Consider the following 21,740-nt stretch of genomic DNA (forward strand, 5'->3'; position numbering starts at 1 on the left):
ATTTGGTGAGGAGGGACGCGTCAGGCGCGCTGACTTCCAACATTGATGTCGATGGACAGAGCCTCTTCTCGAGCAGGCTCGCTCCCGCAGGAGGAGATGGCGTTGGCAGCGACTGCGCCAATCACCAGGATTGCCGGGCTTTTCAACTCGAAGGCACAGGCATCTTCCTCCATTGCCATCAGGTTGCTTCGACATTCCCGTTGATGCGGCAACGATGCATTTTCAATCATTGCCACCGGCGTATCGGCCGCCATTGCGCCTGCCAGCAGTTGCTCACGGATCTCGCTGAGCTTTGCCACCCCCATGTAGATCACCAGTGTCGTGCCACCTTGGGCCAGCGCTTGCCAGTTCAGGCTGCTGTCATCCTGAGTGTGGGCGGTCACCAGCGTTACCCCTCGTGCCACGCCGCGCAGGGTCAATGGAATATCGCATTGCGTCGCGCCCGCCAGGCCGGCGGTAATGCCATTGACCAGCTCAACCTCGATACCACGCTCGCGCAACCACTGCGCTTCTTCACCGCCACGCCCGAAGATGCACGGGTCGCCACCCTTGAGGCGCACCACGCATTTGCCCTGGCGGGCATAACGCAACATCAGGCGATGGATAAAGGCTTGCGGCGTTGAACGACAGCCACCGCGCTTACCCACAGGAATTATCCGCGCGCCGGGGCAGTGCTCCAGCACCGCGTCGTTGACCAGATCGTCGATCAGCACGACATCCGCCTCTCTCAACGCCCGAACGGCTTTGAGGGTCAGCAATTCAGGATCACCGGGACCTGCACCCACCAGCCAGACTTTTGCGCTCATAGTGTTTTCCTCACGAGATGGCGGCTTGCGGCTGCGCGGTGGCGGCCAACAAACGCTTGATTTCCGGGACGCAGGAGCCGCATTGCGTGCCGCAACCCAATTCTTGTTTCAACCCCGGCAAGTCCAGGCCGCGGCGGATGCCGGCGCAGACCGCGTTTTGGCTGACGTTTTTGCAGTTGCACAGGGTTTTGTTACCGATCGCTTCGGCGTCAACCTGGCCCGGTGGGGCACTCAGTGGCGCGAGCAGCCAGCGCCGTAGCTGTTCATCGGCGCGACCTTCGAGCCAGAGGTTTTGCAGCCAGTGCCGGGCGAGGGTTTCACCCGCCAGGCGGATCGCGGTGATCCGGCCGTTCTCGATCCGCACCCGCTTACCGATGGAGCGTCGTGGATCGTCGTAGGCCAGGACCGGTCCGTCGTTGAGCCCCAGGCATTGATCGATATCGCGCAGCAGTTGCGGATCTGGTGCCGTGGCGCTGGCAGCACGTATCAGCAGCGCAGGGCGCTCACGACCGGTCAGGCTGAGGCTGACGTAGGAAAACGTCTCGCAGAGGGGGCGTAGCGTCTCAAAGTGTTGTTGGACATCGCCTTCTATCAGCGCGAAAAGGTGCCAAGGCAATTGCACCGGTTCCAGGCGCACGCCGCTGTGTTTGAGCTCCGGTTGTTTCGACAACGGGTCGAAGGCGGGCAGGGTGAGGCTGTTTACGCCCCCCTTGAGAAAACGGTCACCAAAATGCATTGGCAAGAAGGCTTGGCCCGGACGCACGCTGTCGTCACTGGCGACCGGCACGATCACTGCGCCGCGGCGGCTTTTCAGGCTGATCAAATCGCCCGTTTGCAGGCGATGCCTGCGCAGCTCATCCGGGTGCAGACTCAATACGGCTTCACTGACATGGCCGAACAACTGCGCGGCGGTGCCGGTGCGGCTCATACCGTGCCACTGATCGCGCAGACGACCGGTGATCAGCGTCAGCGGGAAACGCGCATCCCGTTGTTCCTTGGCGGCGCGATACGGGTCGGCCACGAACTGCGCGCGTCCGCTGGAAGTCGGGAAAATGCCGTCGAGATAGAGGCGGGCGGTGCCTGCGCTGGACCCCGCAGGAAAGGGCCATTGCTGCGGGCCGATGGTGTCGATCAATTCGTGGCTGATCCCGGACAAATCCAGATCGCGGCCCTGTGTCAGCTGCTTGTATTCGTCGAAGACCTGCGCCGGGGTGTCAAAGGCAAACAGGCTAGTGGCTTGCGGACGCAGATGTTTCTCCAGGCGCTGTGCGAAATCCACCGTGATCGTCCAGTCCGGACGCGCTTCACCTGGTGCGACGATCGCGCGGCGGACGTGGGAAATACGCCGTTCGGAGTTGGTCACCGTGCCGTCCTTTTCGCCCCAACTGGCGGCGGGCAACAACAGGTCGGCAAACCTGGCGGTTTCGGTGGTGCGAAAGGCCTCCTGCAAGACCACGAACGGGCAGGCATCCAGTGCCGCGCGCACGGCCGCCTGATCGGGAAGAGACTGCGCGGGGTTGGTGCAGGCGATCCACAAGGCTTTGATCTTGCCGCTGCCCACCTGCTCAAACAACTCGATGGCAGTCAGCCCCGGGTTTTCAGGCAGTTGATCAACGCCCCAGTAAGCGGCCACGTCGGCACGGTGCTCAGGGTTGGCGGCGTCACGATGGCCCGGCAGCAGGTTAGACAGACTACCGGTTTCCCGCCCGCCCATGGCATTCGGCTGACCGGTCAATGAGAAAGGACCTGCTCCCGGACGGCCAATCTGCCCGGTGGCCAGGTGCAGATTGATCAGTGCACTGTTTTTCGCGCTGCCGGCGGTGGACTGGTTCAACCCCATGCACCACAGCGACAGGAAAGACGGTGACGTGCCGATCCACTCGGCACATTGCTGCAATTGCCCGACACTGATTCCGCAGAGCTGCGAGACCATCTGCGGCGTGTAATCGCGCACCAGTTTCTTCAGCTCGGGCAAGCCTTCGGTATGGTCCTTGATGAAGTCACGGTCGATCCAGTCTTCCCACAGCAGCAGATGCAAAATCCCATGGAACAAGGCGACATCGGTGCCAGGCAAAATCGCCAGGTGCAGGTCAGCCAGATCGCAGGTGTCTGTCCGGCGTGGGTCAATGACGATGACTTTCATCTGCGGCCGGCGGGACTTGGCTTCTTCCAGTCGGCGAAACAGTACCGGGTGGGCGTAGGCCATGTTACTGCCGACGATCATCACGCAATCGCTCAATTCCAGGTCTTCATAGCTGCATGGCGGGGCGTCGGCGCCCAGGCTGCGCTTGTAGCCGACCACCGCCGACGACATGCACAGCCGTGAATTGCTGTCGATGTTATTGGTGCCCACCAGCGCCCGAGCCAGTTTGTTGAAGGCGTAGTAGTCCTCGGTCAGCAACTGCCCGGAAATGTAGAACGCCACGCTGTCCGGGCCATGCTCGGCAATGGTTTGGGCGAAAACGCTGGCGGCGTGATCAAGCGCGCTATCCCAGTCGGTGCGGCTGCGCGCCAGGCCTTTGCCCAGGCGCAGTTCCGGGTACAGCGCCCTTGCCGTCAAGTCGCCGGTCAAATGCAGGGTTGATCCCTTGCTGCACAACTTGCCGAAATTGGCCGGGTGTGCCGGATCGCCGCTGACGCCGAGGATGCGCTCGCCGTCATGCTCGATCAGCACGCCGCAGCCGACCCCGCAATAGCAGCAGGTGGACGCGGTGATCTGGCGGTCCATCAGCCTGCGTCCCGCAAGGCCAGCATCACTCGGCCATTTTCGACCCGCGCCGGATGGTGGTGGGCGCAGCCGACGTCCGGGGCCAGGGCTTCGCCGCTTTCCAGGTCGATTTGCCAGTTGTGCAGTGGGCAGGCCACGCGTTTGCCGTAGATCAAACCCTGGGACAGCGGTCCGCCCTTGTGCGGGCAACGGTCGTCGAGGGCGAACACTTCATCGTCGCTGGTACGAAAAATCGCGATGTCACCTTTAGGGCCGGCAACGATCCGCGAGCCCAGGGCATTGATTTCATCCAGTGCGCAGATATCCAGCCAGTTCATGCCAGCACCTCCAGGTTTTTCACGGGGATGACGTCGAATTCTTTTTTCAGTTGTGGCTGTTCCAGGCGTTCCTTCCACGGGTCCTGTTCGAATGACAGGGAGAACTGCAGGCGATCGTTGAGCGCCTTGCGCCGCTCCGGGTCTTCCAGCACGGCTTTCTTGATGTGGTCCATACCGACCCGTTGCAGGTAGTGCACGGTGCGTTCGAGGTAAAAGGCTTCTTCGCGATAGAGCTGCAGGAATGCGCCGTTGTATTCGCGGACTTCTTCGGCGGTTTTCAGTTTGACGAAGAATTCCGCGACTTCGGTCTTGATCCCGCCGTTGCCGCCGATGTACATCTCCCAGCCGGAATCGACACCGATGATGCCGACGTCCTTGATGCCCGCCTCCGAACAGTTGCGCGGGCAACCGGAGACAGCCAGTTTCACTTTGTGTGGCGACCACATGTTGAACAGGTCATGTTCCAGTTCAATGCCAAGTTGTGTGGAGTTCTGCGTGCCAAAGCGGCAGAACTCGCTGCCGACGCAGGTCTTAACGGTGCGGATGGATTTGCCGTAGGCATGGCCGGAGGGCATGTCGAGGTCTTTCCAGACGCCTGGCAAGTCCTGCTTCTTGATCCCCAGCAAGTCGATGCGCTGGCCACCGGTGACCTTGACCATCGGCACGTTGTACTTGTCGGCAACGTCGGCAATGCGCCGCAGTTCCGAAGGATTGGTCACACCGCCCCACATCCGCGGGACTACCGAGTAGGTGCCGTCTTTCTGAATGTTGGCGTGGGCGCGTTCGTTGATCAGGCGCGATTGCGGATCATCCTTGGCTTCCCCCGGCCAGGTGGAAATCAGGTAGTAGTTGAGCGCCGGCCGACAGGTGGCGCAGCCGTTGGGTGTACGCCAGTTCAGGTAGCTCAGGGTGCCGGCGATGGTCAGCAAGTGTTGCTCGCGGATGGCCTGGCGGATTTGCCCGTGGTTGAGGTCGCTGCAGCCGCAGATGGCCTTTTCGCTTTTCGGTTTGACGTCGGCGGCGCCGCCCACGGTGTTGATCAGGATCTGCTCCACCAAACCCGCGCACGAACCGCAGGAGCTGGCAGCCTTGGTGTGTTTCTTCACTTCGTCGACACTGAACAGCCCGTGTTCCTGAATGGCCTTGACGATGGTGCCTTTGCACACGCCGTTGCAGCCGCAGACTTCGGCCGTATCGGCCATGCTCATGGCTTTGTCCTGGCCCTGATGCCCGACGTCGCCAAGCGCATTTTCACCGAACATCAAGTGATCGCGGATCTCGCCGATGGCGTGGTTTTCACGGATCTGCCGGAAGTACCAGCCGCCGTCGGCCGTATCGCCGTACAGGCAGGCGCCGACCAGCACGTCGTCCTTGATCACCAGTTTCTTGTAGACCCCGCCAATCGGGTCCGAGAGGGTGATGGTCTCGGTGCCTTCACCGCCCATGAAGTCGCCGGCGGAGAACAGATCGATGCCGGTGACTTTCAATTTGGTCGAGGTCACCGACCCCTTGTAAGTGGCAAAACCCAGTTGAGCGAGGTGATTGGCGCAAACTTTGGCCTGTTCGAACAACGGCGCCACCAAGCCATAGGCGATGCCGCGGTGACTGGCGCATTCGCCGATGGCGTAGATCCGCGGGTCATAGGTTTGCAGGGTGTCGTTGACCACAATCCCGCGGTTGCACGGAATGCCGGATTTCTCCGCCAGTTCGGTATTGGGGCGAATGCCGGCGGCCATCACCACCAGGTCAGCGGGGATGATGTCGCCATTCTTGAATTGCACCGAACCGACCCGACCGTTGCCCGCGTCGTGCAAGGCCTGGGTCTGCTCGCACAGACGGAAATGCAGGCCGCGAGACTCCAGGGCGGTTTGCAGCAACTGGCCGCTGGTCTTGTCCAGTTGTCGCTCCAGCAGCCATTCGCCCAGATGCACCACGGTGACGTGCATGCCCCGCAGCATCAGGCCGTTGGCGGCCTCCAGGCCGAGCAGGCCGCCGCCGATCACCACGGCGTGGCGGTAGGTTTTCGCGGTGTCGATCATGGCCTGGGTATCGGCGATGTCGCGGTAGCCGATCACGCCCTCGAGGGTGTTGCCGGGAATGGGCAGGATGAAAGGCGTCGAGCCGGTGGCGATCAGCAGGCGATCGTATTCGGCTTCACTGCCGTCTTCGGCAATGACCCGGCGCTTGACCCGGTCGATCTCCACCACTTTGCGGTTGAGCAGCAGTTTGATGTTGTTGTCCAGGTACCAGTCCAGATCGTTGAGCACGATCTCCTCGAAGGTCTGTTCGCCCGCCAGCACCGGCGACAACAGGATGCGGTTGTAGTTGGTGTGCGGTTCGGCGCCGAAGACCGTGATGTCGTACAGCTCTGTGCTCAGCTTGAGCAGTTCTTCCAGGGTCCGGACCCCGGCCATGCCGTTGCCGATCATCACCAGTTTTAGTTTTTTCATCAGGTTCTCCGGGGAGCTCAGGCCTGCCTCAACAGGGTTCAGGCCATGCTCGACAAATTTTGCGCAAACAAAAAAAGGCGTCCCGCTAGTTGCCTAGCGAGGACGCCTTTGTCCTGGTCCCGTTCTCTCGGGAAGTGCAGCCTTCGTCGTTGAAGCCTGCGCTTTATGTCTGTTGAAAAGGGTAATGCAGTGGTTGTGCCAAGTTGCTCAGGTCCCGTGTTTGTTGGCGTTCTCCCCGTTCGCAAGGGCAGGGTCGCGAGGGAATGCACCGATTAAAGGCGCGTTGCCCGCTAATGGAGCGCCGCCACCAGCAGCACCAGATTGAGCAGCAGCGATACCAGCGCCAATGTCCGCCAGACTTTCAGCGGCTCACGCTCCAGCAAGGGTTTTGGGCGCACGCTCAAACTGCGGCGTTCGCCTTGCTCGATCAGCAGCAACCATTCTTCCGCCGTTTCGAAACGCTGTTCGGGGGCCGCCGCCACGGCGCGTTCCAGGTGATGGGCGATCCAGTCCGGCAGGTCGGGCCGGTAGCGGCTGGCGTTGATCGGGAGACCAAACCTGGGGCGCTGGAACGCTTCGATTTCGCCATAGGGATAGTGCCCGGTGAGCAGGAAATACAAGGTCACACCCACCGCATAGAGGTCCTGCTGTGGCGTCGGCGCGTCGCCACGAAAGGCTTCCGGCGCGATGTAACTGGGTGTACCCGGCAAAGCCCAGGGCAGGTCTTGCGAGAGACCGGGGCAGTAGGCGAGGCCGAAATCCAGCAGGCGCAGTTCACCGTCGTCCCCCAGCAACAGGTTTTCCGGTTTGATATCGCGATGCAGAATCTGCCGTCGATGCAACAGGCCGACCGCTCGCAGCAAGCGTTCGGCGATGTCTTGCCACTGGGGCAGCGGCAACGGCCCGTTTTGCTCATGCCGGTGCGCCAGGGTAGCGCCCGAATATTCGCGCATCACGTAGTACAAATGCTGACGCTGACTGGCGGCATGTACTTCAGGAAAATGCCGGCCGGCCACGCGTTTGAGAAACCACTCTTCCGACAGCAACGCTTGCCCGGCCTGGTGATCGTCGTGCAGGCGCCCCGGCAGGGTTTTCAGCAGCCAGGGTCGTTGCTGAGTGTCGCGCACGCGATAAAGCAGCGATTGCTGGCTCTGTGCGACGATCCCTTCGACCTGCCAGCCCTCGAACACCTGGCCCGGTTTCAGGGCCGGCGGCAGCGGCCATTGCTGCAAGTGCATCAATGCATCGCCAATGCTCGCTTCACCGAGGGCGTCGACCCGCACCAGCAAGGCGCTGGCGTTGTCCTGGCTGCCTGCCAGGTGTGCGGCATTGACCAGGGTTTGCGCAGCGCTGTGCAAGTCAGGTTGATCACGCAGGATCGCCGCAATGGCGGTATCGCCCAGGACGGCCCAGATGCCGTCGCTGAGCAGGACGAAACTTTCATCGGGGCGCAATTCACCGTCGAGAAAATCCAGCACCAGGTGTTGATCGAGACCCAGCGCCCGTTTCAGCACATGCTGCATGCCCGGCTGGTCCCAGACGTGATCCTCGCTGATTCGCTGCAATCGGTCGGCGTGCCAGCGGTACACCCGGCAATCGCCGACATGCGCCAGGGTAAAACGCCGGCCACGCAGGACCAGCGCACTGAGGGTGGTCAGCAGCGGTTGTCCGCCGCCGTTGGCCTGCAACCAGCGGTTTTGCGCCAGCAACAGGCGATCAAGTGCCTGCGCCACGCTCCAGGTTTCCGGCGTGGCGTAGTAATCCAGTGCCAGGGCCTGCAGCGTCGAACGGGCCGCCAGGCCGCCATCGGCGCACTGGCTGACACCGTCGGCAATGGCGAACAGGTAGCCTTTGCTCGCCGCCAGCGCCGGGGCCGGCGTGACCAGGCGCAGGGCATCCTGATTCTCCTCGCGCGGACCGATGGCGCTGGCTTCGGCGAAACTCAGTTGCAGGCTCATCGAGGCGTCAGACCCGCGCAGCCGTCACGGCCGCCGAACCCCAGGTGGTTCTCCAGCGCCGTTTCACGCCGTGCAGGCCGAACCAGGCCAGAATGCCGAGGCTGGCGAACAACCACAGTGCCAGTTGATAGCTGCCAGTGCTTTGTTTGATCGCGCCCATGCCGGCCGCGAGGGCAAAGCCACCGATGCCGCCGGCCATGCCGATCAGGCCGGTCATCACACCGATCTCCCGACGAAAACGCTGCGGCACCAACTGGAATACCGCGCCATTGCCGGCACCCAGGCCGAGCATGGTGCAGACGAAAAGTGCGAGTGCGGCGTAGGAATTCGGCAGGTTGAAACCGACCGCGGTGATGCAGATCGCCGCGACGGTGTACATCGCCAACAAGGTCCGAATGCCACCGAACCGGTCAGCCAGCGCGCCGCCCAAGGGGCGCATCAGGCTACCGCCGAACACGCAGGCCGCTGTGTAGTAACCGGCCGTCACCGGGCTCAGGCCGTACTGGTCGTTGAAATAGCCGGGCAGGGCGCTGGCCAGGCCGATGAAGCCGCCGAACGTCACGCTGTAGAAAAACATGAACCACCAGCTGTCACGGTCGCCCAGGGCCTTGAAGTAGTCGGCCATGGATTTGGCTTTTGGTCGCTCGGGGGCGTTTTTCGCCATCCAGGCAAAGACGATCAGGGTCAGGATCAGCGGAATCAGGGCGAAGCCGAATACGTTGCTCCAGCCAAACGCCGCCGCCAGTACCGGAGCGATCAAGGCGGCGAATACCGTCCCCGAGTTCCCGGCGCCTGCGATGCCCATGGCCTTGCCTTGATGCTGCGGCGGATACCACTGCGAGGCCAGGGGCAGGGCAACGGCAAAGGATGCGCCGGCCATGCCCAGGAACAGACCCAGCAGCAGTGCTTGCTCGTAGCTGTGGATGCCGAGCTTCCAGGCGCCGAACAGCGCGCAGATCACGATGACCTGGCCGATCAGACCGGCGGTTTTGGGCGACAGGCGATCAGCCAGCATCCCCATGACAAAACGCAAGACCGCCCCGGCCAGAATCGGCGTGGCAACCACCAGCCCGCGTTGCTGTGTCGTCAGGTGCAGGTCGGCGGCGATCTGTACCGCCAGAGGGCCGAGCAGGTACCAGACCATGAAGCTCAGGTCGAAATAGAGGAAGGCTGCGAACAATGTGGGGGTATGGCCGGATTTCCAGAAGCTTGAATTCATTGCGCACCTCAGCTGTGAAGAGTCTCGAAAGGAGTCATGAGCTTGCAGGTGGGGCGCCGCTACGGCCGCTCCACCGGCCCCGTGCTCTGGGGCCAAAACGAAAAAACGCCGCCACCCGATCCGCCAAGGGCAAATGAGGTGAGCGACGTCTTTGTCGTAGGTGGGGCAACCGCCGTTGGTTACCTGTGGTGATTGCTTTGCCAGATCTGTGCCAACACTCGAAATCGAGTCGCTGCCATCGCGAGCAAGCTCGCTCCCACAGGTGATTTGTGTTCGACGCCATTCCCCTGTGGGAGCGAGCTTGCTCGCGATGGCGTCCTCAAAGGCGCCACAGCACTTCAGCCAAGCAACTCACTCATGGCAATAATCTGTTCCGCCACTTGAATCAGCTTCTGCTGGCGGCTCATCGCCTGGCGGCGCATCAGTGTGTAGGCCTCTTCTTCGTTACAGTCCTTCATTTTCATCAGCAGCCCTTTGGCCAGCTCGATGCGCTTGCGCTCGGCCAGTTGCTGGTCGCGGGCCTGCAACTGGGCACGCAAAGCCTGATCGCTTTCGAAGCGTGCCATGGCCACATCGAGAATCGGCTGCAGGCGTTGTGCGTGAATGCCTTCGACGATGTAGGCACTGACCCCGGACTTGATCGCCTGGCGCATCACATCGGGGTCATGTTCGTCGGTGAACATCACAATCGGTCGTGGCTGGTCGCGAGTGACCAGCACCACTTGTTCCATGACATCGCGGCCGGGTGACTCGGTATCGATCAGAATCACGTCCGGACGCACCATTTCGACGCGTTCGGGCAAGTCGATGGTCAGGCCGGACTCATCGATCACTTCGAACCCGGCCTCAGTCAGGGCGGCCTTCAGGCGTCCGACTTTTTTCGCGGTGTCGTTGATCAGCAGGATACGCAGCATGTTTGTCGTCTCCTGTCAGCGGCTGGCGGATCGGTGGGAGCTGTCGCTCATGGCGTGCAGTTTGAAGCTGCGGGCATAACCGGCCGGGTCCGAACCGTCCCAGATTTTGCCGTCGACCAATTGACTGCTACGCATCTCCTTGCCCTGTGCCGCGACACCTACAGCGCTGGCCGCTTCACGATACAAGTCTAGTTGATGGACTTGACGGGCCACGGCGAGGTAATCCGGGTCATCGCGCAACAAGCCCCAGCGACGGAACTGGGTCATGAACCACATACCGTCGGACAGGTACGGCAGATTGACCGCGCCTTCACCATGCAAGCGCAGGGCGTGCGGGTCTTGCCAGCGATTGCCCAGGCCATCGACATAGTCGCCCAGCAGGCGCGGCTCGATGCATTCCAGCGGCGCATCCAGGTATTGCGCTGCACTGAGCAATTGCGCGGTGCTGCGACGATTTTCGCTGCTTTGTTCGATGAAGCGGCTGGCCTCCAGAATCGCCATCACCAATACCCGCGCGGTATTGGGATATTGCTCGACGAACGCACGGGTGCAGCCGAGGACCTTTTCCGGGTGATCGGGCCAGAGGGCCTGGGTCGTGGCCAGGGTGAAACCCAGGTTCTGCTGCACGGCGCTGGCGGACCAGGGTTCGCCGACACAGAACCCGTCGATACGCCCGGCCCGCAGGTGGGCGACCATTTGCGGCGGCGGCACTACGACGCTGTCGACATCCAGCAGCGGGTGAATGCCCTGGCTGGCCAGCCAGTAATACAACCACATGGCGTGGGTGCCGGTAGGAAACGTCTGGGCGAAGGTGAGTTTTGCGCGAGTTTGGTGCACGTGCCGATCCAATGCCTCAGGACTGGTCACCCCAAGCGCCTGCAAGCCGCGGGACAGATTGATGCTCTGGCCGTTTTGATTCAGGCCCATCAACACGGCCATGTCGGTCGCGGCCACGCCACCGATGCCCAGGTGAACGGCGTAAATCAGACCGTAGAGACTGTGGGCTGCATCGAGTTCGCCGCTGACCAGCTTGTCCCGCAGGCTGGCCCAGGACGATTGGCGCTTGAGGTTCAGGGTCAAGCCATAGGGTTGGGCGAAGCCCTGGGTGGCGGCGACCACCACCGAGGCGCAGTCGCTCAGGGCCATGAAGCCGAGATTGATTTCGGTTTTTTCCGGGGCATCGCTGCCATTGACCCAAGCCAGAGGGCCGGCTGACGGTTCGTTCATCGCGCGTTCACCTTGCAAAAAAAACGTCGTCCCGGGTCCGTGCATGGGCAGGTCGGGGACGACGCCATTGTCTTTGCACCCATTCCGACGCTGGCGTGGGTGCTGGTGCCCGGAAGGGTGCAAGGCATATGCCATCACCGGTTCATCAGCTTTACATCAGGATTCATCGCGCCATGTCTTTCATCCTGCCGGCCGTTAATCGTCAGGCCGCAAAGGAGGTTGGCGTGCAAATTCAATTACTACGCGCCACCGGTCTGCCCGATGCTCGTTGCAGCGAGCGGGTGCTGCATGTGCGGGTCAGCGAATCCCCTGTGTATCTGGCTTCGGCGCAGCGCCCACGGGTCTGTCTGCCGGTCGGTTGGGAAGGGCTGATTGCAACGAGCGATACATTCGAGCTGAGCGGCGGCGTGCAGACCCGGGCGGTTGCAGAAGCGGCGCTGGTTAAATTGCAAGTGTTCATCGATCTGGGAAACACACTGGTTGATCAACGACCCGGCCCGACATCCTGGGCGGCATTGCCGGTGGCGTACCCCGCCGTGTGGTCCGGGCGGGTGCTTGAGCGCTGGTACATCGAACAGGCCATGGTCGGGGGGATGGCTTACCAGACCTTCGCCGGCGTGCTGCGTCATACCGAAAGTTACGGACTTGTGCGCTTCCTGCTGGAACTGTCGTTGACTGAACTTGGTGAAAACACTCAAGTGCAACTCGTGAATGCCGCCCTGGGGATGATGATGATGCTCATCTACTTCCCATTCATCTGGAGTTGCTCCCAGAGAGATCCTGAGCCTAAACCTGCAGCGCAGTCGCAGGCGTAATCTGATGCGCCACCACCCGGCTCGACAGCGGCGATCCGGGTGGTGGATCAGGTCTGCGACGTTGAATCGCAGAGTTTCTCGCCCGCCACCCTCCACATGGCTATAATCGCCCCACTTTTCGTAGCCTTGAGTCAAACCCGCCCATGTACACCCTGGCCCGTCAGCTGTTGTTCAAACTTTCCCCGGAAACCTCCCACGATCTGTCCCTGGACCTGATCGGCGCGGGCGGGCGTCTTGGGCTCAACGGTTTGCTGTGCAAGGCCCCGGCGAAAGTGCCGGTGAACGTCATGGGCCTGGACTTCCCCAATCCCGTGGGCCTGGCCGCCGGCCTGGACAAGAACGGCGCGGCCATCGACGGATTCGCCCAGCTGGGTTTCGGTTTTGTCGAAATCGGCACCATCACTCCGCGTCCGCAGCCGGGCAACCCCAAGCCTCGCCTGTTCCGATTGCCGGAAGCCGAGGCGATCATCAATCGCATGGGCTTCAACAACCTCGGCGTCGATCACCTGCTGGCCCGCGTGGCGGCGGCCAAATACAAGGGCGTGCTGGGCATCAACATCGGCAAGAACTTCGATACGCCGGTCGAGCGTGCCGTGGACGATTACCTGATCTGCCTGGATAAGGTGTACGCCCACGCCAGCTATGTGACGGTCAACGTCAGTTCGCCGAATACGCCGGGCCTGCGCAGCCTGCAATTCGGCGACTCGCTCAAGCAGTTGCTGGCTGATCTGGCCGAGCGCCGCGCGGAGCTGGCCTTGCGTCATGGCAAGCATGTACCGCTGGCGATCAAGATCGCGCCGGACATGAGCGACGAAGAAACCGCACAGGTTGCACAAGCGCTGATCGAAACCGGAATGGATGCGGTCATCGCCACCAACACCACCCTGAGCCGCGTCGGCGTCGAAGGCATGGAGCATGGCGACGAGGCCGGTGGTCTGTCCGGCGCCCCGGTTCGCGACAAGAGCACCCACACCGTGAAAGTGCTGGCATCGGAGCTGGGTGGTCGCCTGCCGATCATCGCGGCTGGCGGCATTACCGAAGGCAAGCACGCCGCCGAGAAAATCACCGCGGGCGCGAGCCTGGTGCAGATCTATTCGGGCTTCATCTACAAGGGCCCGGCGCTGATTCGTGAATCCGTAGACGCCATCGCAGCCTTGCGCTAGCGAGCTTTTGTGGCGAGGGGGCTTGCCCCCGTTCGGCTGCGAAGCAGCCGCAATTCCGGCCACTGTGTTTTACCTGTGTCACCGAGTCGATTGGTTTCGGGGCCGCTTCGCAGCCCAACGGGGGCAAGCCCCCTCGCCACAAGGGTATCGTCGCTGAGTTTGGAGCAGGCATAAAAAAGGGCCCCTTTAAAGGAGCCCCTGGGCCGCAGCCCGCCGTCCGGATGGGACGTGCGTGGTTAATTCAGTACAAAATCAGATTGTCGTGTCGGAGTGTTGTGCCCTGTAATTAGCCGACGGCGTGAAGTTCGTTGAGTCTGTGGATTCCCGCAGTGCCGGTCATACCGTCCCAGTTGTCGCCGCGTCCTTCTCGCCAGCCGTTGATCCAGGCTTGGCGTACCGACGGTAGAGTAAATGGGCAAAGCTCACGGGATTTGCCACCAACGCCATATTGATATCCGCGCAAAAATGCTCTTTCCAACGGATCACGCTTAAGTCTTCTCATAGGGTGTTGCCCTCACTTGTTGACTGTATTTATCGCGTCGACCTCTATTGAGGTCTGGCAGAAAAACTCTGCCGTTGGGGGCTCGTTGCCGGCGTGACGAGCCAAGGTGTTGGCGTCATTGCGGCGCCAACCTGAGTTGAGTTCTAACCAATGCGTCACATCGAGGGAATGATCGTTTTGTCATAAGGACGTAACCATTCATGTGTTAAGGCCATAAGTAACAGAGTGTTTGTAGCGTATTTATTAGTCAAACCCCGGTATGATCGGCTCTGCGCTGGATGATGGGCTTAATCCTTTAGTGAGAATGGCTCCCGTTGCCGGGAGGCATTATTCGACGAAGGGTCGACTTATGACATTTCATTGCATCAACTTTTTTATCTGTCCTTGCATCTAAGCTCATTTAACCCGAGCAGCAGGGGTGGAACGGCACACCTTCGTGCCACGCGGGCGCTCTTCGAGAAAAGCGCCTGATTGAAAACCGGACCGGCAATGCGTTGCCCGGTCGCTCAGCTAAAGGTTCTGGAATTCCCATGTCCGATCGTTTCGAACTCTTCCTCACTTGCCCAAAAGGCCTTGAAGGCCTGCTCATCGAGGAAGCCGTCGGGCTTGGCCTTGAGGAAGCGCGGGAGCACACCTCTGCCGTACGCGGCATGGCCACCATGGAAACCGCTTATCGCCTGTGCCTGTGGTCGCGCCTGGCCAACCGCGTGCTGCTGGTGCTCAAGCGTTTCCCGATGAAGGACGCCGAAGACCTGTACCACGGCGTTCTGGACATCGAGTGGCAAGACCACATGCTCAACGACGGCACCCTGGCCGTCGAATTCAGCGGCCATGGCTCGGGTATCGACAACACCCACTTCGGCGCGCTGAAGGTCAAGGACGCCATCGTCGACAAACTGCGCACCCCGCAAGGCGACCGTCCGTCCATCGACAAGCTCAATCCGGACCTGCGCATTCACCTGCGCCTGGACCGTGGCGAAGCCATTCTGTCTCTCGACCTGTCCGGCCACAGCCTGCACCAGCGCGGCTATCGCCTGCAGCAAGGTGCGGCACCGCTGAAGGAAAACCTCGCGGCCGCCATCCTGATCCGTTCCGGCTGGCCACGTATCGCGGCCGAAGGCGGCGCGCTGGCCGACCCTATGTGCGGTGTCGGTACGTTCCTGGTGGAAGCGGCGATGATTGCCGCCGACATCGCGCCGAACCTGCGCCGCGAGCAGTGGGGCTTCACTGCCTGGCTCGGTCACGTCCCGGCGTTGTGGAAAAAACTCCACGAAGAAGCGTCCGAGCGTGCCGCGGCCGGCCTGGCCAAGACACCGCTGTGGATTCGCGGCTACGAAGCCGATCCGCGCCTGATTCAACCGGGGCGCAACAACGTCGAGCGCGCCGGCCTGAGCGAGTGGATCAAGATCTACCAGGGTGAGGTCGCAACGTTCGAGCCGCGCCCGGACCAGAACCAGAAAGGCCTGGTGATCTGCAACCCTCCGTACGGCGAGCGTCTGGGCGACGAGGCGAGCCTGCTCTACCTCTACCAGAACCTCGGCGAACGCCTGCGTCAGGCCTGCCTGAACTGGGAAGCGGCGGTGTTCACCGGCGCGCCGGACCTGGGCAAGCGCATGGGCATCCGCAGCCACAAGCAGTATTCGTTCTGGAACGGCGCCTTGCCGTGCAAGCTGCTGCTGATCAAGGTGCTGCCCGATCAGTTCGTCACCGGCGAGCGTCGTACGCCGGAACAGCGCCAGGTCGAGCGTGAGCAAGCCGCCTACGATCAGGCGCCGAACGAACCGCAGGAACGCAAGTTCAACAAAAACGGCAACCCGATCAAACCGACGCCGGCACCGGCTCCGGTGGTCGAGCAGCCGCGCCTGAGCGAAGGCGGGCAGATGTTCGCCAACCGCCTGCAAAAGAACCTCAAGGCCCTGGGCAAGTGGGTCAAGCGTGAAGGTATCGACTGCTACCGCGTGTACGATGCCGACATGCCGGAATATTCCATGGCCATCGACCTGTATCACGACTGGGTCCATGTTCAGGAGTACGCCGCGCCGAAATCCATCGATCCGGAAAAAGCGTCGGCCCGCATGTTCGATGCCCTGGCCGCCATCCCGCAGGCGTTGAACATCGACAAGAACCGCGTGGTGGTCAAGCGCCGCGAGCGTCAGAGCGGCACCAAACAGTACGAGCGCCAGGCGGCGCAGGGCAAATTTGTCGAGGTCAATGAAGGCGGCGTGAAGTTGCTGGTGAACCTCACCGACTACCTCGACACCGGTCTGTTCCTCGACCATCGGCCGATGCGCATGCGTATCCAGAAAGAGGCGGCCGGCAAACGCTTCCTCAATCTGTTCTGCTACACCGCAACGGCCAGTGTGCATGCGGCCAAGGGCGGCGCGCGCAGCACCACCAGTGTCGATCTGTCGAAAACCTATCTGGACTGGGCGCGTCGCAACCTGTCGCTGAACGGCTTTTCCGACAAGAACCGCCTGGAGCAGGGCGATGTGATGGCGTGGCTCGAAGCCAGTCGTGACGAGTACGACCTGATCTTCATCGACCCGCCGACGTTCTCCAACTCTAAACGTATGGAAGGCGTGTTCGACGTGCAGCGCGACCAGGTGCAACTGATCGACCTGGCCATGGCGCGCCTGGCACCCGGTGGTGTGTTGTACTTCTCCAACAACTTCCGCAAGTTCGAACTGGAGGCCAATCTCGGCGAGCGCTATGCGGTCGAGGACATCACTGCCCAGACCCTCGATCCGGATTTTGCCCGTAACGCCAAGATCCATCGCGCCTGGAAAATCATGGCACGCTAAATAGCTGTGTAGGAGCGAGCCTGCTCGCGATGGTCGATAACGATAACGCGTGTTTTCTGAATGCACGCGGTGTTCTTGAGTCCATCGCGAGCAGGCTCGCTCCTACAGGGTGCTGGTCAAATTAGTGGCTAATAGCTATAACTCCACTCACGGCCAAAGGGCTTTCCCGCACCTGGCGTTTTGAGTTGCGTTTTATGTCGTTGCACGCCGTGCGCCCCAGGATCCTGGGTTTTATCAGCGAAGATGCCTCGGCCTGGCTGGTCGCGTTGCTGGTTTTGTTGATCGGCGGGGTGCTCACCGGGTTGCTGGCGTGGTCGACGCTGAATCTGTTTCACCATCAATTGCGGCAACGCTTCCAACTGCTGGCCAGTGAGCGTTACAGCCGTATCGAAGAACGTTTCGAAGATCAGGAGCAGCGCCTCGACGGCCTGCGCCGGTTTTTCGCCAATTCCAGTTCAGTGTCCCGAGCGGAATTCGACGGCTACACCCAACCTTTGTTGCTGCGAACCCAGGCGTATTCCTACGCCCAGCGGGTCACTCGTGACGAGCGGGCGGCGTTCGAGCGAAGGGTGCGAGACGAGGGCGTGAACAGCTTCACCCTGAGAGAGCTCAACGCCGACGGCCAATTGCAACTGGCCGGCGAGCGCGATGAGTACGTGGCGGTGCTGTATAGCCAGACGCAAAGCAAACTCGGCGCTCCCCTCGGTTACGACTTGCTGGCCCAGCCGCTGCGGCGTGCCACGCTCGCTCGGGCCGATCTGCGTGGCGGCATGGCGGTGTCGCAACCGATGCATCTGGTGAGTATCGAGCCGGCCTATGCGCGCGGCGTGCTGCTGGTCGCGCCGGTCACGCAGCGCACCGGACAGGCTCACAATGCCACGAAGCCCTACGGGTATGTGATGGCCGTGATCAGCATGCGCCAATTGCTGGCGGACGGACTGCCGGAAGCGAGTCGCGACTATCTCTCGGTACGCATCCTCGATTTGTCCACCGACGACCAGCACGAAGTGCTGTTCGAGTCGCCCAACCCGCCAGCCGTCAGCGAGCTGTCGGCCACGCGCCTGTTGCGCATGGCCGACCATGACTATCAAGTCGATATACAGCCCAGCGATGCGTTCGTGCAGGCCAACCATTCCTCCGTGACCAGTCTGGTCGTGTTGGGCGGATTGCTCAGCCTGTTGCTCAGTGCCTTGCTCTATGTGCTGGTCAGTCAGCGGCAGCGGGCGTTGAGACTGGTCGAGCAGCGTACCCAGGAGCTGCGCGATCGGGAACGGGAGCTGCGTGGCACCCATGGTCAGTTGCGTGGCGTGCTCAATGCCGCCACCCAGGTTGCGATCATCGCCACCGACCTGCGCGGCGTCATCAGCACGTTCAACGCCGGTGCCGAGCAGATGCTCGGCTATACCAGTGCCGAAGTGGTCGGCCATATGACCCTGGAGAACCTGCACCTGCCCCGGGAGCTGGCTGCTCGCTCGGCAGAGTTGAGCGCGCGCTATGGCAAGCCGGTGCCGAGCTGCCAGGCGATGCTGGTCGAAGGCGACGTGGAGGGCGATCACGAGGCGCGGGAGTGGACCCTGGTGCGCGGCGATGGCAGCCATCTGATGGTCAACATGCTCGCCACGCCGGTGCTCGACGAGCAAGGCCTGTGGGTCGGGCACCTGGCGGTGTGCATCGACATCACCGAACGCAAGCGGGTCCATGAAGCGCTCGCGGCGCGGGACCTGCTGTTGAAAAAACTCAGCGCCCACGTGCCCGGTGGCATCTACCAGTTCAAGATGGAATTCGACGGGCGCTTCAGCGTGATCTATGCCAGCGACGGCATTCGCGATATCTACGAGCTGGAACCCGACGTACTGCTGCTCAATGCCGAAGCGATCTTCACCCGCATTCACCCCCAGGACACTACCCGTGTCCGCGAATCGATCCGCGCTTCGGCCGAAACCCTCAGCCCCTGGCGCGAGGAGTACCGCGTGCAACTGCCGCTACGGGGTTTGCGTTGGGTTCGCGGCGAAGCCACTCCGGAGGAGCTGCCCGGTGGCGGCGTGCTCTGGCACGGCTACATCTCGGACATTTCCGATATGAAGCGGGTGGAAGAAGAGTTGCGTGCGTTGTCAGTCACCGATTCCCTGACCGGTATCCATAACCGACGTTATTTCCAGGAGCGCCTGAGCACCGAAATGGTTCGGGTGGAGCGTGGCGGTGGGGATTTGTCGGTGATCATGCTCGATATCGACCATTTCAAACGCATCAATGACCTGCATGGCCACGCCATCGGTGATCGGGTGTTGCAGGCAGTGTGCGAGCGGATCGGCCACCGGCTGCGTCGCACCGATGTGTTCTGCCGCCTGGGCGGCGAAGAGTTCATGGTGTTGTGCCCGGATATCGGCGGCGAACATGCCTATGTGCTGGCCCAGCAATTGTGGCACAGCCTGCGCAGTTCACCCATTGAAGGCGTCGGTACGGTCACCGCCAGTTTCGGGATTGCCAGTTGGCGCGCCGGGGAGGGCGCCGATGCCTTGCTGTTGCGCGCGGATTCGGGGGTTTATGCGGCGAAGCAGGCAGGGCGAGACCGGGTAGAAGAGGAGATGAATTAACCCGGGTTGTACGCTGCCCCTGTAGGAGCGAGCCTGCTCGCGATGGTCGATAACGATAACGCGGACATACTGGATGTACGCGGCGCTCTCGAATCCATCGCGAGCAGGCTCGCTCCTACAGGGGGGCAGAGCTGTGCCTTACAACACCGAAGCCGTCTGCGGCGCTTTCGGTTGGCGGTACAGGTCGAGCAGCACCTGATCGAGCACCGACGAGGCGCCGAACGGGGCCTTGTCGTTGAGGATCGCCACCACCGCCCAGGTGTTGCCGTTGACGTCGCGACTGAAGCCTGCAATCGCCCGTACGGTGTTCAGCGTGCCGGTCTTGACGTGGGCTTCACCGCGCATCGCCGTGGTCTTCAGGCGCTTGCGCATGGTGCCGTCGGTGCCGGCAATCGGCATCGAACTGATGTACTCGGCGGCATACGGGCTGTGCCACGCCGCTTCGAGCATCGAGGCCAATTCCCGGGCGCTGACGCGCTCGGAGCGGGACAGGCCGGAGCCGTTCTCCATCACCAGATGCGGCGCGGTGATGCCCTTTTTCGCCAGCCACTGACGCACGACACGCTGGGCAGCCTTGGCGTCGTCACCATCGGCATCGGTGCGGAAACGTTGGCCCAGGCTCAGGAACAACTGCTGGGCCATGGTGTTGTTACTGTACTTGTTGATGTCGCGGATGATTTCCGCCAGGTCCGGCGAGAACGCACGGGCCAGCACCTTGGCGTCTTTAGGGGTTGGCGCCAGCACATCCCTGCCCTGGATGCTGCCACCCAGTTCCTTCCAGATCGCGCGCACGGCGCCAGCGGTGTAGGTCGCGTGGTCGAGCAGCGACAGGTAAGTCTGCGAGCTGCAGCCTTCACCCAGTTGACCGCCGACGGTAACGGTCACGGTTCCATCGGCTTGCGCCACCGGGTTGTAACGCACGCCACCGGTGCATTGTTTGGAGTTGAGGGCCTTGACCTGGTTGTCGATGCGGATGCTCGCAATCGGCGGTTCCACCGAGACCAGTACCTTGCCCGAGTCATTGCGCGCAACGAAGCGCAGCGCCTTGAGGTTGACCAGCAGCGAGTCGGGTTTGACCAGGAACGGCTTGTTGTCATCGTTGCCGTCGTCATTGAACTCCGGCAGTTGCGGTTGCACGAAGAAGGTTTTATCCAGCACCAGGTCACCGGTGACCTGGGTGACACCGTTGGCACGCAGGTCGCGCATCAGCAGCCAGAGTTTTTCCATGTTCAGCTTCGGATCGCCGCCACCCTTGAGGTAGAGGTTGCCATTGAGGATGCCGCCACTGAGGGTGCCGTCGGTGTAGAACTCGGTTCTCCACTGGTGGTTCGGGCCGAGCATTTCCAGGGCTGCGTAGGTGGTGACCAGTTTCATGGTCGACGCCGGGTTGACCGACACGTCGGCGTTGAACACCGTAGGAGTGCCGGGGCCGGTGAGCGGGATCATCACCAGCGACAGGGCGTTGTCCTGCAACTTGCTGGCTTTCAGGGCTTTTTCAACGTTGGGCGACAACGCGGTATTGATTGGAGCGGCGCAAACGGGGAGGGCCAGGGGGAGAAGAAAACCGGCCAACAGCAATGGACGCAAAGACTTGATCATCTGAAATAAAACCCTACAGCCGAGGGGGAAATAAGATGAGGGCATGAAGATAAATTCCCTCAATGGTCATGAAAGTGTCGGCATTATGCCCCAAGGTGTCACGACTTGTGCCGTGCGAGGGCTGTCCGATCGGCTATTTTTTTACCGACGGTAGGCGAGGTGGCCCAGAGAGTCAGGCAATCGGCGGCTTAAACTGCTAAAGTGCCGCCCGTTATTACTTAAGAGGATTGTTCCAATGGCGACTAACCGTTCCCAGCGTCTGCGCAAAAAACTGTGCGTCGATGAATTTCAAGAGCTGGGTTTCGAACTGAACCTGGATTTCAAAGAAGATTTGGCTGATGAAGCCATTGATGCTTTCCTCGACGCGTTCCTCAAAGAAGCCATGGAAGCCAACGGCCTGGGTTATGTTGGCGGCGACGACTACGGTCTGGTTTGCCTGCAGAAGCGTGGCTCGGTCAGCGCCGAACAGCGCGCTGCCGTTGAAGCCTGGCTCAAGGGCCGCACCGAGCTGACCAGCGTTGAAGTCAGCCCGCTGCTGGACGTCTGGTACCCGGAAAAGCCGATCAATCCGGTAGCTTGATGTTCTGAAAAAGAACGGCGACCCAAGGGTCGCCGTTTTTTTTTGCCTTTTTTTTGTAGGAGCGAGC

Annotated in this window: 15 protein-coding genes; 5 read left to right on the top strand and 10 right to left on the bottom strand. The window is 61.5% G+C overall.

Annotated elements, in window-relative coordinates:
- Positions 1-20: 20 nt before the first annotated feature.
- The 8 genes from cobA to Q8X48_RS07305 form a co-directional block, all read right to left on the bottom strand.
- Positions 21-806 (bottom strand): uroporphyrinogen-III C-methyltransferase, encoded by a 786-nt coding sequence (cobA, locus tag Q8X48_RS07270; protein WP_126046534.1) that lies wholly within the window; start codon positions 804-806, stop codon positions 21-23.
- A gap of 10 nt (positions 807-816) precedes the next feature.
- On the bottom strand, positions 817-3,534 hold the full coding sequence (locus tag Q8X48_RS07275; RefSeq protein ID WP_407799542.1) for a nitrate reductase: 2,718 nt from the start codon (positions 3,532-3,534) through the stop codon (positions 817-819).
- A complete protein-coding gene (gene nirD / locus Q8X48_RS07280; RefSeq protein ID WP_007971500.1) occupies positions 3,534-3,851 on the bottom strand; it encodes a nitrite reductase small subunit NirD in 318 nt (105 codons plus the stop codon). Before nirD ends, Q8X48_RS07275 begins: the two co-directional genes overlap by 1 nt.
- Positions 3,848-6,301, bottom strand: a complete 2,454-nt coding sequence (gene nirB / locus Q8X48_RS07285) for a nitrite reductase large subunit NirB (protein ID WP_015096060.1) — start codon at positions 6,299-6,301, stop codon at positions 3,848-3,850. Before nirB ends, nirD begins: the two co-directional genes overlap by 4 nt.
- 290 nt (positions 6,302-6,591) lie before the next feature.
- Positions 6,592-8,259 (bottom strand): protein kinase domain-containing protein, encoded by a 1,668-nt coding sequence (locus tag Q8X48_RS07290; protein WP_407799543.1) that lies wholly within the window; start codon positions 8,257-8,259, stop codon positions 6,592-6,594.
- Positions 8,260-8,266: 7 nt separating this feature from the next.
- Entirely contained in the window at positions 8,267-9,478 is a 1,212-nt protein-coding gene (locus Q8X48_RS07295; protein WP_015096058.1) for a nitrate/nitrite transporter, read from the bottom strand.
- Positions 9,479-9,816: 338 nt separating this feature from the next.
- On the bottom strand, positions 9,817-10,392 hold the full coding sequence (locus tag Q8X48_RS07300; RefSeq protein ID WP_007971495.1) for an ANTAR domain-containing response regulator: 576 nt from the start codon (positions 10,390-10,392) through the stop codon (positions 9,817-9,819).
- Positions 10,393-10,407: 15 nt separating this feature from the next.
- Positions 10,408-11,619: a CmpA/NrtA family ABC transporter substrate-binding protein gene (locus Q8X48_RS07305; RefSeq protein ID WP_407799544.1), complete on the bottom strand. Its 1,212-nt coding sequence runs from the start codon at positions 11,617-11,619 to the stop codon at positions 10,408-10,410.
- Between the two features lie 224 nt (positions 11,620-11,843).
- Here Q8X48_RS07305 and Q8X48_RS07310 point away from each other — a divergent pair, with 224 nt between their 5' ends.
- Together Q8X48_RS07310 and Q8X48_RS07315 are read left to right on the top strand one after the other, a co-directional pair.
- On the top strand, positions 11,844-12,434 hold the full coding sequence (locus Q8X48_RS07310; protein ID WP_407799545.1) for a hypothetical protein: 591 nt from the start codon (positions 11,844-11,846) through the stop codon (positions 12,432-12,434).
- A gap of 143 nt (positions 12,435-12,577) precedes the next feature.
- Entirely contained in the window at positions 12,578-13,597 is a 1,020-nt protein-coding gene (locus tag Q8X48_RS07315) for a quinone-dependent dihydroorotate dehydrogenase (RefSeq protein WP_057399260.1), read from the top strand.
- 286 nt (positions 13,598-13,883) lie between these two features.
- Here Q8X48_RS07315 and rmf read toward each other — a convergent pair whose 3' ends face one another.
- Entirely contained in the window at positions 13,884-14,099 is a 216-nt protein-coding gene (rmf, locus tag Q8X48_RS07320) for a ribosome modulation factor (protein WP_003223300.1), read from the bottom strand.
- 530 nt (positions 14,100-14,629) lie between these two features.
- Here rmf and rlmKL point away from each other — a divergent pair.
- Together rlmKL and Q8X48_RS07330 are read left to right on the top strand one after the other, a co-directional pair.
- On the top strand, positions 14,630-16,900 hold the full coding sequence (gene rlmKL, locus Q8X48_RS07325; RefSeq protein ID WP_126046516.1) for a bifunctional 23S rRNA (guanine(2069)-N(7))-methyltransferase RlmK/23S rRNA (guanine(2445)-N(2))-methyltransferase RlmL: 2,271 nt from the start codon (positions 14,630-14,632) through the stop codon (positions 16,898-16,900).
- A 194-nt stretch (positions 16,901-17,094) separates the two neighbouring features.
- Positions 17,095-19,494 carry a sensor domain-containing diguanylate cyclase gene (locus Q8X48_RS07330; RefSeq protein ID WP_407799548.1) on the top strand — a complete coding sequence of 800 codons (2,400 nt, stop codon included), beginning with the start codon at positions 17,095-17,097 and terminating at the stop codon, positions 19,492-19,494.
- Positions 19,495-19,632: 138 nt separating this feature from the next.
- On the opposite strand, the gene dacB is transcribed toward Q8X48_RS07330, so the two are convergent.
- Entirely contained in the window at positions 19,633-21,093 is a 1,461-nt protein-coding gene (dacB, locus tag Q8X48_RS07335) for a D-alanyl-D-alanine carboxypeptidase/D-alanyl-D-alanine endopeptidase (RefSeq protein WP_407799550.1), read from the bottom strand.
- 235 nt (positions 21,094-21,328) lie between these two features.
- Here dacB and Q8X48_RS07340 point away from each other — a divergent pair, with 235 nt between their 5' ends.
- Positions 21,329-21,673, top strand: a complete 345-nt coding sequence (locus Q8X48_RS07340) for a YggL family protein (protein ID WP_007971486.1) — start codon at positions 21,329-21,331, stop codon at positions 21,671-21,673.
- Positions 21,674-21,740 lie beyond the last annotated feature (67 nt).

Origin of the sequence: Pseudomonas sp. QLc11A (assembly GCF_052112305.1) — a bacterium.
Classification (GTDB): Bacteria; Pseudomonadota; Gammaproteobacteria; order Pseudomonadales; family Pseudomonadaceae; genus Aquipseudomonas; species Aquipseudomonas laurylsulfatiphila.

Excerpts from the sequence above, each read along its gene's own strand:
- Q8X48_RS07290 (WP_407799543.1), bottom strand. The coding sequence starts at position 8,259 with ATGAGCCTGCAACTGAGTTTCGCCGAAGCCAGCGCCATCGGTCCGCGC.
- cobA (WP_126046534.1), bottom strand. The coding sequence starts at position 806 with ATGAGCGCAAAAGTCTGGCTGGTGGGTGCAGGTCCCGGTGATCCTGAA.
- Q8X48_RS07305 (WP_407799544.1), bottom strand. The coding sequence starts at position 11,619 with ATGAACGAACCGTCAGCCGGCCCTCTGGCTTGGGTCAATGGCAGCGAT.
- nirD (WP_007971500.1), bottom strand. The coding sequence starts at position 3,851 with ATGAACTGGCTGGATATCTGCGCACTGGATGAAATCAATGCCCTGGGC.
- Q8X48_RS07275 (WP_407799542.1), bottom strand. The coding sequence starts at position 3,534 with ATGGACCGCCAGATCACCGCGTCCACCTGCTGCTATTGCGGGGTCGGC.
- Q8X48_RS07300 (WP_007971495.1), bottom strand. The coding sequence starts at position 10,392 with ATGCTGCGTATCCTGCTGATCAACGACACCGCGAAAAAAGTCGGACGC.
- rmf (WP_003223300.1), bottom strand. The coding sequence starts at position 14,099 with ATGAGAAGACTTAAGCGTGATCCGTTGGAAAGAGCATTTTTGCGCGGA.
- Q8X48_RS07340 (WP_007971486.1), top strand. The coding sequence starts at position 21,329 with ATGGCGACTAACCGTTCCCAGCGTCTGCGCAAAAAACTGTGCGTCGAT.
- dacB (WP_407799550.1), bottom strand. The coding sequence starts at position 21,093 with ATGATCAAGTCTTTGCGTCCATTGCTGTTGGCCGGTTTTCTTCTCCCC.
- Q8X48_RS07315 (WP_057399260.1), top strand. The coding sequence starts at position 12,578 with ATGTACACCCTGGCCCGTCAGCTGTTGTTCAAACTTTCCCCGGAAACC.
- Q8X48_RS07295 (WP_015096058.1), bottom strand. The coding sequence starts at position 9,478 with ATGAATTCAAGCTTCTGGAAATCCGGCCATACCCCCACATTGTTCGCA.
- rlmKL (WP_126046516.1), top strand. The coding sequence starts at position 14,630 with ATGTCCGATCGTTTCGAACTCTTCCTCACTTGCCCAAAAGGCCTTGAA.
- Q8X48_RS07330 (WP_407799548.1), top strand. The coding sequence starts at position 17,095 with ATGTCGTTGCACGCCGTGCGCCCCAGGATCCTGGGTTTTATCAGCGAA.
- nirB (WP_015096060.1), bottom strand. The coding sequence starts at position 6,301 with ATGAAAAAACTAAAACTGGTGATGATCGGCAACGGCATGGCCGGGGTC.